The 11,497-nt window shown below is 70.5% G+C and carries 12 protein-coding genes; 7 read left to right on the forward strand and 5 right to left on the reverse strand.

Annotated features, from left to right (window positions below; all coding sequences use genetic code 11):
• The first annotated feature begins 89 nt into the window (after positions 1-89).
• Entirely contained in the window at positions 90-1,298 is a 1,209-nt protein-coding gene (locus tag HC031_RS19820; RefSeq protein ID WP_167926846.1) for a globin domain-containing protein, read from the forward strand.
• A 37-nt stretch (positions 1,299-1,335) separates the two neighbouring features.
• On the opposite strand, the gene HC031_RS19825 is transcribed toward HC031_RS19820, so the two are convergent.
• Together HC031_RS19825 and HC031_RS19830 are read right to left on the reverse strand one after the other, a co-directional pair.
• Complete coding sequence (locus HC031_RS19825) at positions 1,336-2,115, reverse strand: YwiC-like family protein (protein WP_338090746.1); 780 nt, start codon at positions 2,113-2,115, stop codon at positions 1,336-1,338.
• Positions 2,112-2,879, reverse strand: a complete 768-nt coding sequence (locus HC031_RS19830; RefSeq protein WP_167926847.1) for a helix-turn-helix transcriptional regulator — start codon at positions 2,877-2,879, stop codon at positions 2,112-2,114. The genes HC031_RS19825 and HC031_RS19830 overlap by 4 nt, the downstream gene beginning before the upstream one ends.
• 20 nt (positions 2,880-2,899) lie before the next feature.
• Between HC031_RS19830 and HC031_RS19835 the strand changes: the two genes are divergently transcribed.
• The 3 genes from HC031_RS19835 to HC031_RS19845 all read left to right on the forward strand — a co-directional run bounded on the left by HC031_RS19835 (position 2,900) and on the right by HC031_RS19845 (position 6,452).
• Positions 2,900-3,757: a DUF2249 domain-containing protein gene (locus HC031_RS19835; protein WP_167926848.1), complete on the forward strand. Its 858-nt coding sequence runs from the start codon at positions 2,900-2,902 to the stop codon at positions 3,755-3,757.
• A gap of 45 nt (positions 3,758-3,802) precedes the next feature.
• A complete protein-coding gene (locus tag HC031_RS19840) occupies positions 3,803-5,017 on the forward strand; it encodes a globin domain-containing protein (RefSeq protein ID WP_338090747.1) in 1,215 nt (404 codons plus the stop codon).
• A gap of 241 nt (positions 5,018-5,258) precedes the next feature.
• Positions 5,259-6,452 (forward strand): DUF4190 domain-containing protein, encoded by a 1,194-nt coding sequence (locus HC031_RS19845; protein WP_167926849.1) that lies wholly within the window; start codon positions 5,259-5,261, stop codon positions 6,450-6,452.
• 40 nt (positions 6,453-6,492) lie between these two features.
• On the opposite strand, the gene HC031_RS33970 is transcribed toward HC031_RS19845, so the two are convergent.
• The 3 genes from HC031_RS33970 to HC031_RS34825 all read right to left on the reverse strand — a co-directional run bounded on the left by HC031_RS33970 (position 6,493) and on the right by HC031_RS34825 (position 7,752).
• The gene (locus tag HC031_RS33970) at positions 6,493-6,615 is read right to left on the reverse strand and encodes a hypothetical protein (RefSeq protein ID WP_277349733.1); all 123 of its coding nucleotides are present in this window, start codon (positions 6,613-6,615) and stop codon (positions 6,493-6,495) included.
• Between the two features lie 244 nt (positions 6,616-6,859).
• Complete coding sequence (locus HC031_RS19850; RefSeq protein WP_167926850.1) at positions 6,860-7,345, reverse strand: hypothetical protein; 486 nt, start codon at positions 7,343-7,345, stop codon at positions 6,860-6,862.
• A 251-nt stretch (positions 7,346-7,596) separates the two neighbouring features.
• A complete protein-coding gene (locus tag HC031_RS34825) occupies positions 7,597-7,752 on the reverse strand; it encodes a BTAD domain-containing putative transcriptional regulator (RefSeq protein WP_167926851.1) in 156 nt (51 codons plus the stop codon).
• Between the two features lie 315 nt (positions 7,753-8,067).
• Here HC031_RS34825 and rox point away from each other — a divergent pair, with 315 nt between their 5' ends.
• The 3 genes from rox (at position 8,068) to HC031_RS19870 (ending at position 11,474) form a co-directional block, all read left to right on the forward strand.
• Positions 8,068-9,498, forward strand: coding sequence for a rifampin monooxygenase (gene rox / locus HC031_RS19860; protein ID WP_167926852.1), 1,431 nt, complete (start codon positions 8,068-8,070; stop codon positions 9,496-9,498).
• A gap of 203 nt (positions 9,499-9,701) precedes the next feature.
• The gene (locus HC031_RS19865; protein WP_167926853.1) at positions 9,702-10,526 is read left to right on the forward strand and encodes an IS5 family transposase; all 825 of its coding nucleotides are present in this window, start codon (positions 9,702-9,704) and stop codon (positions 10,524-10,526) included.
• A gap of 162 nt (positions 10,527-10,688) precedes the next feature.
• Positions 10,689-11,474 carry a PhzF family phenazine biosynthesis protein gene (locus HC031_RS19870; protein ID WP_167926854.1) on the forward strand — a complete coding sequence of 262 codons (786 nt, stop codon included), beginning with the start codon at positions 10,689-10,691 and terminating at the stop codon, positions 11,472-11,474.
• Positions 11,475-11,497 lie beyond the last annotated feature (23 nt).

Below are 11,497 nucleotides of genomic sequence, written 5' to 3' on the forward strand. Positions count from 1 at the left end.
AAGTCGCTCGCGTGGCGGAGCAACGGGGTCCGGAGGCGGATGCGGCGGGCGCGGCGAGCGATCGAGTCACCTCTGGGCGAGGAGCCGCCATGCTCTCCGACAGATCCCGGCCGATCGTCGAGGCGACGCTGCCGGTCGTGGCCGACAACATCAAGGAGATCGCGGAGCGGTTCTACCGGCACATGTTCACCGCGCACCCGGAGTTGCTGGACGGGATCTTCAACCGCGGCAACCAGGTAAGCGGCGCCCAGCAGCAGGCGCTGGCCGGCTCAGTGGCAGCGTTCGCCAGCAATCTGATCAATAGGCCGGGCCGGCTGCCCGACCGGCTGCTGTCCCGCATCGGGCACAAGCACGCGTCCCTGGGTATCCGGCCCGACCAGTACCAGATCGTCCACGACCACCTGATGTGGGCCATCGCCGACGTGCTCGGCGACGCGGTGACCCCGGAGGTGGCGGCTGCGTGGGACGAGGTGTACTGGCTGATGGCCTACGCGCTGATCAACCAGGAGCGCGGGCTGTACAGCGCGCGCGGCGTCACCCCCGAGACGGTGTGGCGGCAATGGGAGGTCGAACAGAAGATCACCGAGACTCCGGAGGTGGTGACGTTCGTCGTCAAACGCATCGACGACCGCCTGGTGAAGACGTCGCTGCCCGGCCAGTACGTCACCGTGCAGATGCCGATGCCCGACGGTGTGCGCCAGCCGCGCCAGTACAGCCTGACCCGCGCCGACGACGGCGAGCACCGTCAATTCACGGTCAAGTGGGTGCACGGTGACGGCAAGCCCGACGGGGAGGTGTCCACGCTGCTGCACAATGCCGTCAACGTGGGCGACGTGCTGACGATGTCGCTGCCGTTCGGCGACGTCGTGCTCTACGACGCCGGGTGCCCGGTGGTGTTCGCCAGCGCCGGCATCGGGATCACCCCGATGGCCGGCATGCTCTCGCACCTGGTCACCGCTGGCTCGCATCTGCAGATCATGCTGCTGCACGCCGACGCCGACGAGGACTCCTTCGCGCTGCGCCACCAGATCGTCGCCGACATCGCCGCGCTGCCCGACGCCTCGCTGTACGTCTGGTACGAACACGGCGCGGAGACCCGCCTGCCGGTGGCCGGGGTCTTCGCCGGCCTGATGGACGTCTCGCAGGTCACGCTGCCCGACAACGCCGCCTACTACCTGTGCGGCCCGCTGCCGTTCATGTCTGCGGTCCGCAGCGCGCTCATCGAGCGGGGTGTGCCGGCCCGGGACATCCAGTACGAGGTGTTCGGTCCGGACCTGTGGCAGGCCGACGTCGAGTAGCCCGCCCGCCGCCGGGCATCGCTGCGCGGTGTCCGCGCTACCGCAGCGTTACCACGACCAGCAACAGCAGCACGCAGTTCACAATCTCCACCACGCCGGTCCGTTTCGGCGTCCAGCCGAGCCGGGGGAGGAGCGCGGCGCGGGCCAGCAGCCAGGCGAACAGCGCGGCGCTCCACGGTCCGAACCAGGCGGCGACCGCGAACGCGAGGACGTGATAGCCGACGGACAGGCGCAGGTACGCGGGGTTGCCGCGCTCTCGGATGATGGTTTTGACGTAGTAGACGGTGCCCAGGAAGTACGCGAGGCACAGCGCGAACACCCCGAGCAGCGCGGCCGGCCGGGCGCCGGCGACAGCGCCGACGACGAACACCATCAGGCAGCTCTGCAGCACCGAAGCGACGTCGTTGACGAACGCCCGTTCCCGACGCCTGGCGGCGTACCAGGCGTTGGCGGCGAACAGCGCGGCGTAGGCCGGGGCGTAGAGCAGTACCCGGGGGCGCACGATGACCACGACCGCCGCCAGCGGCGCGACCACGGCGGCGTACAGCACCAACTGGTCGCGGTACCGGCTGACCCGGCGGGACTTGACCGCCTGGAACACGTAGTAGGACAGCAGGTACCCGGCGACCCAGGCGACGAGCAGCGGCGCGTCGGGCCACCGGTAGCCGGCCGCGATCAGCCCGGCGAGGTACGGCACCGCGAGCATCGCCCACGCGCCGTGCTGCGGCGGGACGAAGCGTCGCCGGCGCGTGCCCTTCCCGGGCTGCCGGACGGGGCGCACCGGGGTTTCGACCGGGACGGTGCGCCCGCCGGTCACCGGTCCGGCCGCTCGTCGCGTGGGGCGGGGGTGCCGGCCCGGACCCGGACCACGCAGGCGCCGGGCGCGGCGAACGGTTCCAGGTCGGTATCGGAGGTCGATGCGCCGAGGGCGCCGAGCGCGCCGCCGATGACGCCGAGGTGTACGCCGCACACGACGTCCGGATTGGTCTCGGCTAGTTCCAGGAACGGGCAGGTGTGCAGGTGCAGTACGGCCGAGTCGGAGTCGTCCCGCTGTGCCACCGCAGGCGTGAAGCCAAGGCCGTCGAGCACCCGGACCAGCCCATCGACGGGCGCGGCGCGACCCAGTGGGGCGGCCAGCGCGCGCCCCCAGTCGCGGCCGGCGCGTATGCCGGCGGTGTGCGGGTCGTCCTCGACCCGGGCCAGGTGCCCGATCAGGGCGGCGGCCAGGCCGCGGTAGGCCAGGCCGGCGCCGGCCGCGGGCTCGTTCCCATCCTCGGTCCGGGGCGCAGGGTGGTAGTGCCAGGCGGGCCGGCCGGGTGATCCGTCGGACTGGCGTCGGCGCACCAGCAGGCCGGAGTCGACGAGCTGGTCCAGGTGCGCGCGCACGGTGCTCGGGTGCAGCCCTGTCGCGTCGGCCACCTCGGCGGCGGTGAGCCCGGACTCGGAGCGGCGGACCAGGTGCAGCATGCGCACCCGGCTGGCCGCGGCCAGGGCCCGGTGGCGGGAAGTGTCTGGTGGGCCACTGAAAGGGCCGTGCCGTGGCGTACTCACGGTAGACAAGGTTATAACGGTATTCGCCATCAAAACTAGGGAGGGCTTCCATGTCACACCCTGTCCCCGAGGCCGCAGACCGTGACCGGGCGGCCGCGGCAGCCGTGCGGCGCCACCACGCCCAGCTCGCGTACGAACTCGACCAGCACGCCGAGTCCCTGCTGCGACTGGTTGACAACCAGTCTCTGCCCGAGGCGGCGCAGGCCCGCCAAGACCTGGTGGCCTACCTGCGGCGCGACCTTGTGCCGCACGCGCTCGCCGAGGAGGACACGCTGTACCCGGCCGCCGCCGGACGTCCGGCCGGTGCGCTGCTGGTCGAGGGGATGCTCGGCGAGCATCGCGCGATCACCGCACTCGTGGACGAGATCGCCGCCAGCGGCTCGCTGATCCGGGCGGCGAGCGCCGCGCGCGCCCTCACGGCGCTGTTCGCCACGCACCTGGCCAAGGAGAACGACCTGATCCTGCCGCTGCTGGTCAACGCGCCCGAGGTGGCACTGGCCGATCTGCTGGCGGGCATGCACGACCTGCTCGGCGCCGCGCACGCTCCGCACAGGCATGCTCCCGACGCTCCGGCATCGGTCGATCAAGGCGGAGGCTGCGGCTGCGGAGGCTGCGGCTGTGGAGGAGGTGGCGACCGCGCCGCCGGCTCCGCCCCGGTTCAGCCGCTCGGCGTCGACGCCCTCCTCGACGTACGACAGGCGCCACACAACGAGCGGCACGCACTGGTGCTGTCCACCGTGAAGTCCCTCGCGCCCGGCGAGGCGGTGGTCCTGGTCGCCGACCACGCGCCGCGACCGGTACTGGCACAGGTCGACGCCCACCTGCCCGGCCAGATCGAGACGCAGTGGCTGCAGTCCGGCCCGGAGCTCTGGCGGGTACGGCTGGAACGGGTAGTCATGCCCGGCTGACCTGCGCACCACGCTGCAAGCCCTACCAGATCTGAGGAGACACACGTGCTCTCGGCGTCGTCAGCATCAATCATTGCCGCCACGCTGCCGCTGGTGACGGCGCACGGCGATGAGGTGACCGGCACCTTCTACGACCGTATGTTCGCCGCCCACCCGCAGCTGCTCAATCTGTTCAACCGGGGCAACCAGGCCACTGGTGCGCAGCGGCAGGCACTCGCCGCGTCCGTCGTCGCGTACGCCGAGCACCTCACCGGTGCCACCGACCTGCCGTGGAACGCCATCCTCGACCGGATCTCCCACAAGCACGCCTCGCTGGGCATCACCCCGGCCCAGTACACGATCGTCGGGCGCCACCTGCTCGCCGCCGTGGCCGAGGTCCTCGGCGACGCCGTCACGCCGGAGATCGCCGCCGCCTGGGACGAGGTGTACTGGCTGATGGCCTGCGAGCTGATCGCCCGCGAAGGGCGGCTCTACCACAGCGCCGGCGTCGGCCCCGAGGTCAACGTGTGGCGCAGCTGGCGGGTAACCGGTCGCATCGAAGAGACCCCCGACATCGTCTCGCTCACCCTCGCACCCGCCGACGGTGGCCCGGTGCCGGCCTTCACCCCTGGACAGTACGTGTCGGTCGCCGTCGACCGCGGCCCGCACGACCAGCAGATCCGCCAGTACAGCCTGTCCGGTCGCCCCGGCACGAACAGCCTGCGGATCACCGTCAAGCGCGTCCGCAGCACCCCCGACGCCCCCGCCGGTGCGGTCTCCACCTACCTGCACGAACGGGTCGCGGTCGGGGACACGCTGCGGCTCAGCCCGCCGTTCGGCGAGGTGAACGCGGTCTCAGGCGACGGCCCGCTGCTGCTGGTCAGCGCGGGAATCGGGCTCACCCCGGCGATGTCGGCGCTGGACCATCTCGCCGCGACCGCACCGCAGCGGCAGGTGACCCTGGTACACGCTGACCGTACCGAGTCCGCCCACGCCCTGCGCGACGAGCTGGGGCGGCTGATCGACGAGCTGCCCGAGATCGCGGTCCAGCTCTGGTACGAAGAGGTCGTCTCGGACTGTGGGCTGCCCGGCGCGCAGGTCAAGGCCGGCCTGGTCGACCCGGATCTCATCCCGCTGGTTCCCGGGGTCCGGGCGCACCTGTGCGGACCGGTGGCCTTCATGGCGGGCGTCCGCCGCGGACTCGTCGCCCGCGGCGTCCCGGCCGAGAACATCGCGTACGAGGTGTTCGGTCCCGGGATGCTGCGCCACGACCACAATTGAGCACAGGCCCGGAGTGGCCGGATATCGGGCGCCCGGCCGGCGGCGTCGCGGCCCCGGATCGGGATCCCCGGCCACGGTTCAGCCGTCACTGGCACCGGCCGCGTCGGTGACGCGACTCGCCCCGGCCGACAACTGACCAACCCAACAGCCAAGATCAGCCGTTAGATTGACTGTCCCGTCCTGGCATTGGCGCTAGTCTGCCGATCTTGTTGATCGTCATGGATCTGCCGGGAGGGTGCGCGTGACCGTCGAGGAACCGGTGTCCGGCCCCGAGCCGGCCGGTGAGCCGGGGGAGGGAGCCCCGATCGCGCCGCCGATGGTGCCGGTCCCGGGTGCTCCGGCTGCGCAGGCTGCGGCGCCGACCCTGGGTGCTCCGCCGGCGGGGTACTGGGCGTACGGCCCCCAGCCGCCGGTCCGGCGCACCGACTGGAACGGCTTCGCGATCGCCTCGTTCGTGCTCGGCCTGGTCGGCGGCGTGCTACTCAGCGTCGTGTTCGGTGTCGTCGCCCTGGTCAAGATCAGAAAGACCGGACAGCGGGGCAAGGGCCTCGCCATCGCTGGTCTGACGCTGGCCGGGGTGTGGCTACTGGTCATCGCACTCGTGGTCGTCATCGGCGTGGCCACCGCCATCCGGAGCGACCGGAACGCGGCGCGTGCTGTGACCCGGCCCGGCGTCGTGGGGATCTTCACGCTCAGGGCCGGTGACTGCTTTCGGCACGGCCCGTTCACCGACGGCACGAGTACCGCGTCGGCCCGGGTCACCGTGGTCCCGTGTACGCAGTCGCACAACGCCGAGGTGATAGGACTGGTGTCCGCCGGCGACGAGGCCGAGTACCCCGGCAGCGACGCGCTCGGCCAGCGGGCCAAGGGGCTGTGCGACGAGCAACTGCACTCGTACGTGTTCGACCTGCTGTCGCTGCCGGCCGAAACCGGCGTGCGCTGGTACTTCCCGCTCGAGTCCAGGTGGCGGCTGGGTCTGCACGACGTCACGTGCTTCCTCGCCTCCGAGCAGCAGTCGGTGACGAGGTCGCTACGGGAGGACGACACCACGCTGACCATGGAGCAGCAGCGGTACCTGCGGGCCGTCAACCAGTACAACATCGAGATAGCCGAGATGGGCGATGCGGTGTCGACCGGGTCATGGTCGAAGGTGCGTACCCTCGCCGTCTGGGTGGCGTCGGCGCAGGTTGCGGAGCGGGCGACGCTGATCTCGGCGCCCTGGTCGAGCGCGGTGCAGCCGGCGGTGGACCGGCTCGTCGCCGACCAGGATGCGGCCATCGGGCTGTGGCACCAGGTCGGCGCTGCCGCGACCGACGCGGAGGTCCAGGCTCTGGCGGTGCGGGCATACCAGGCCGTCGGGCGCGACGATGTGCTGGCGGTGCGCCGTGCGCTCGGTCTGTCCACCACCCAGGGGGAGCCGGCCCACCGGCCGTAGCTCCCCGGCGCCGTGCCCGCGGGACGAGCGCTGTCGTCGGCTAGGCGGAGTCCGGCTCTTCGAGCGCGGCGAGCGGGGCGGCCGGGCCCAGATGCGCGCGCAAATGCCGCAGGGTGGAGGCGTGGACCGGGTGCTGTATCCGGGTGGGTGCCTGATCGTTCACGCCACCCCGCCCCGGGTCCAGGGCGCTTCGCGTCGGCTACGCCGATGGCCTTCGGCCACCCTGGACCCCGGCCGTGTGTCGAGGATCCTGGCACCGGTGCGGGGACGGGGCGGTGTGGCGAGCCATCCGGCTGGGTCCGTGCCCACTGTTGCGGTCCACGCTGGCTCACCGGATCCAGTGCCCAGGCGCAAGGTTTCCCGCCAAGGCGGATCGTCGACGTGTGCGATAACGGAAGAGGCGATATTCAGCTGCAGACCTTGGCCAAGTTGGCGTTGCCGCTCTGGACGGTGTTGTTCATGTCATTCATGCTGGCGTCACCGGACTCCAGTTTGGTTACTTCCGCGGCGAGGCTATTGACCGTCTTCTGTAGCTCGGGGTTGCTCGCCCTGGCTGCCTCTGATTGCAGGCTATTGGCCCATTCCTTGGTTAGCGCGTTCATCTGGTCTACATACTTCTGCCCGCTCGCCTCGTCGGCGCCCTGCGCTGCCAGCTGCAGGATCTGGTTGAACAGGGTCGTGAACTTTGCGGGGTAGTCGGTGTTGAGCTGCTTTACGGCATCGCACACTTGCGAGGTGTTCGCGGCCAGGTCAGTGGTTGGACTCGCCGCGGCAGTGGCGGTCGGAGTCGTGGTAGCGGCGTCGTGGGAGCTGGACCCACTCTGGGAAGAATTACCGCAGGCTGCCAGCAGGAGAACGCCTACGCAGGCTACACCTGTGATGAGACGTCGCATTTGGGGGCTCCTTACAAACATGGGGTGGGCGGCATACTCTCGGCACAAAGGTGGGTAGAGCGACTCGGGCCAAGATCGCCGCCGTGATGATATTTGTGGGCTGCGGGAGGACCACCGCGAATGGCCCTGCAGCAAACTACGATGGCGCAGACGTGGGGCGGGCAGGAAGATCGGCCGATGCTACGGATCAGCGAGCCGGCCAAACTCGCCGGCACCACCGTTCGCACCATTCCCGTGCAGGAATCGGCAGGCTACCGCTGGTACGGCGTCGGGTGTGGATCGACGCCGAGTTCACGGCGGAGCGTGTGCCGCGTCCTCTGGTAGGCCTTGAGTGCCTCGCGATCCGCGAAGAACCTCTTCGTTCTGCGGCTGCATCCGCAGGCCCGCGCGAGATCCTCCCGGACCACCGGCGTCCCCGTACGCGGCGCGTCACTGCTTCCAGCGGAGAATGTCCGTCCAAAGCGGACAACAAAGGCAAGGAGAGGACCTACTCCCTGCCACTCTCAACATATACCGCACCGGGGGTCTTGCGGCAAGGCCCGGGTCGTGGCGCAGAATCGTCGGCCGAGCCCAGAACCTATGGGAAATCTCGTATGGATCACACGGGACGTTGAACCGTCGGTGGGGCTCGCGGTGCGGTTGCGGGCACCCGGCGCGCAGGTGCGGGGGTGCGTACCGCTGGACTGCGCGGAGCGGCTGGCCGAGAAACGTTGGGGGTTTTCATGATTGACGTGATCGTTGTCGGCGGCGGACCGACGGGCTTGATGCTGGCGAGTGAGTTGCGGTTGCACGGCGTAAATACCGTCGTGCTGGAGAAGGAGGCGGAGCCGACCAGGTATGTCCGTGCGCTCGGTCTGCACGTGCGCAGCATCGAGGTGATGGACCAGCGCGGTCTGCTGGAGCGGTTCCTCGCGCTCGGCCGGCAGTACCCGGTCGGTGGCTTCTTCGCCGGCATGGACAAGCCCGCACCCGGCAGGCTGGACACCGCGCACCCCTACGTCCTCGGCATCCCGCAGACCACCACCGATCGCCTGCTGGCCGAGCACGCCACCGAGCTCGGCGCCGAGATCCGGCGTGGCTGCGAGCTGGTCGGGCTGAGCCAGGACGACCACGGGGTGACCGCCGAGCTGGCCGGCGGCACGCGGCTGCGCTCGCGCTACCTCGTCGGCTGCGACGGCGGCCGCAGCACGGTGCGCAAGCTGCTCGGCGTCGGCTTCCCCGGTGAGCCCACCAGGGTCGAGACGCTGCTGGGCGAGATGGAGGTGGCCGCGCCACCGGAAACGGTGGCCGCCGTGGTGGCCGAAGTCCGTAAGACCCAGAAGCGGTTCGGCGTCGGGCCCTTCGGGGAGGGGGTGTACCGCGTCGTCGTGCCCGCCGAGGGGGTGGCCGAGGACCGCACGGTCCCACCGACCATCGAGGAGTTCAAACAGCAGCTGCGGGTGATCGCCGGCACCGACTTCGGCGTGCACTCCCCGCGTTGGCTTTCCCGCTTCGGCGATGCCACCCGGCAGGCCGAGCGCTACCGGGTCGGCCGGGTGCTGCTGGCCGGCGACGCGGCGCACATCCACCCGCCGACCGGCGGGCAGGGCCTCAACCTCGGCATCCAGGACGCGTTCAACCTCGGCTGGAAACTGGCCGCCGAGGTCGGCGGCTGGGCCCCGGAGGGTCTGCTGGACAGCTACCACACCGAACGGCACCCGGTGGCCGCCGACGTGCTGAACAACACCCGCGCGCAGATGGAGCTGATGTCCACTGAGCCGGGTCCCCAGGCAGTGCGCCGCCTCGTGTCGGAGCTGATGGACTTCGAGGACGTGAACCGGTACCTGATCGAAAAGATCACCGCGATTGGAGTCCGCTACGACTTCGGCGAGGGGCATGACCTGCTCGGCCGGCGGTTGCGGGACGTGCGGCTGAAGCAGGGGCGTCTGTACGAGCTGATGCACGGCGGACGCGGACTGCTGCTCGACCAGACCGGCCGGCTTTCGGTGGCGGGCTGGGCGGATCGGGTCGACCACGTCGTCGACGTCAGCGAGGAACTGGACGTGCCCGCTGCGCTGCTGCGGCCGGACGGCCACGTGGCGTGGATCGGTGAAGATCAGCAGAATCTGCTCAGCCAGCTGCCCAAGTGGTTCGGCGCCGCTCGTCGTCTCTGACCGGTCCAGGTGGCAGAGCTTGCCGTGACGGCGATCCACCTTGGGTGGAACGAGTCGGCATCGTGTTGCGGTCGTGGCGGATCCCATAAACGCTGAGGCAGCGCTTACCGTCTCTGGCGGCTCGGCTGTCGCTGATGGACTCACTGGGTGTGTCCCATTTGGGTGTGACTGCCGACGTCGGCTTGGTCGGCACCGTGTGCGGCATGACGTACGCCAGTGACCTGGCGGACGAGCAGTGGGCGCTGCTGGAACCGGTGTTCAACGCGCCGGGCAAGCGGGGACCCAGGCACGCACCCGACCTGCGGAGCATGGTGGACGCGATGCTCTACATCTCCCACACCGGCTGCCGGTGGCGGTTCCTGCCCGAGTCGTTCAAGCCCTGGACGCGGGTGTGGTCGCAGTTCCGCCGCTGGTCGCGCAACGGCACCTGGACGCGAGCGTTGACGGTGCTGCACAAGGCGGCACGGGAGGCGGATGGCCGCGCCGAGCCGACGCCGTCGATGGTGGTCATCGACACTCACCTCGCCCGCGGGGCGTCCAACGGCGGGTTCACCTTCCACGACCGCGGCGGCCCCTACGGCCACACCAAAGGCGCCAAGCGCGTCGTGGCGGTCGACGTGACCGGGCTGCCTGTGGGTGCGCTGGTCGTGCCGGCCTCCACCCATGAGAACCGGGCCAGTGAGCTGATGCTGGCGCACCTGACTCGTCAGGGCGTCACCGGGCGGCTTGAACTGGTCCTGGTGGACCGGGGCGTCAGCGCGGCCACTGCCCGCACGCTCGGCAGGCACCACGACCTCGAGCTGCGCCGAGTCGGGTGGGACGACAAGCAGCTGGTGTTGCGACCCATCCGGCACGCCTGGCGCGTCGAGGTCGCCCACGGCCGCCTCGGACGCTCCCGCCGTCTTGCGAAGTCGTTCGAGAACACCACCACCTCGGCAACCGGCTGGCTCCAGGTCGCCTGCATCGCGACCACCCTGCGCCACCTGTCACGAGTACGTGCCCAGCGTGCACTCCCGCTCGCAGCGTGACCGGGGGGATCGTCGAGCGGAATGCGGCATGAGTGAACCGGTGGCCCAGTGCGCCGGTGGCGTGGGTGTGAGCCGGGGAGGCACCGATCACTCGGTCCCGCATCGCCGGGGCGGACGGCGACCGTCGCGGGCCCGCGGATGTCGCGTCCGTACCATGCGGCCATGCGGGTCCCGATCTTCCAGCTCGACGCCTTCACCACTCGCCGCTTCGCCGGCAACCCGGCCGCCGTGGTGGTGCTGGACCGGTTTCTTGATGACGCTCTATTGCAGGCCGTGGCCGCGGAGAACAACCTCGCCGAGACGGCGTTCGTCGTGCCGTCCGAGGGGCGGTACCGGCTGCGTTGGTTCACGCCGACAGTGGAAGTGCCATTGTGCGGGCACGCGACGCTGGCGGCGGGCGCCGTTGTCGTCGAGCGGCTGGAGCCCGGCCGCGACAGCGTCGTGTTCGACACCGCCAGTGGGCCGCTGACGGTCGACCGCGAGGACACCGCGTATCGGATGGAACTGCCCGTTCGCACGGTGCGCGCCGTGCCGCCGCCGCTGGCGTTGTCGGCCGCGCTCGGCGTCACACCGGTGGAGACAGCGATCGACGGGAACAACTACCTCGCCCTGCTTTCCGGGGCCGACGACGTCCGGTCCCTCCAACCGGACCTCGCCGCGATCGCCCGTCTGGACCGGACCGGAGTCGTGGTGACCGCCGCCGGCGACGGCATGCACGACTTCGTCAGCCGGTACTTCGCACCGGCGAAGGGCATCCCCGAGGACCCGGTGACCGGCGGAGCGCACTGCGCGCTCGTGCCGTTCTGGGCGGCACGGACGGGCAAGGACACCTTCTTCGCGTACCAGGCGTCGCGGCGCGGCGGTGAGCTGGCCTGCCGGCTCGTCGGCGACCGGGTGCAGCTGCACGGCTCGTGCGCGTTCTACCTCGAGGGCCACATCGAGCTCTGACCCCCCGGCCGGTCGCGCGTCCA

This window comes from Planosporangium thailandense (genome assembly GCF_011947195.1).
GTDB lineage: Bacteria > Actinomycetota > Actinomycetes > Mycobacteriales > Micromonosporaceae > Planosporangium > Planosporangium thailandense.

What these genes read in the sequence shown, in the direction of transcription:
- HC031_RS19865 (WP_167926853.1), top strand. Translation starts at nt 9,702, where the DNA reads ATGACGTACGCCAGTGACCTGGCGGACGAGCAGTGGGCGCTGCTGGAA.
- HC031_RS19850 (WP_167926850.1), bottom strand. Translation starts at nt 7,345, where the DNA reads ATGCGACGTCTCATCACAGGTGTAGCCTGCGTAGGCGTTCTCCTGCTG.
- HC031_RS19830 (WP_167926847.1), bottom strand. Translation starts at nt 2,879, where the DNA reads ATGGCGAATACCGTTATAACCTTGTCTACCGTGAGTACGCCACGGCAC.
- rox (WP_167926852.1), top strand. Translation starts at nt 8,068, where the DNA reads ATGATTGACGTGATCGTTGTCGGCGGCGGACCGACGGGCTTGATGCTG.
- HC031_RS19820 (WP_167926846.1), top strand. Translation starts at nt 90, where the DNA reads ATGCTCTCCGACAGATCCCGGCCGATCGTCGAGGCGACGCTGCCGGTC.
- HC031_RS19835 (WP_167926848.1), top strand. Translation starts at nt 2,900, where the DNA reads ATGTCACACCCTGTCCCCGAGGCCGCAGACCGTGACCGGGCGGCCGCG.
- HC031_RS19870 (WP_167926854.1), top strand. Translation starts at nt 10,689, where the DNA reads ATGCGGGTCCCGATCTTCCAGCTCGACGCCTTCACCACTCGCCGCTTC.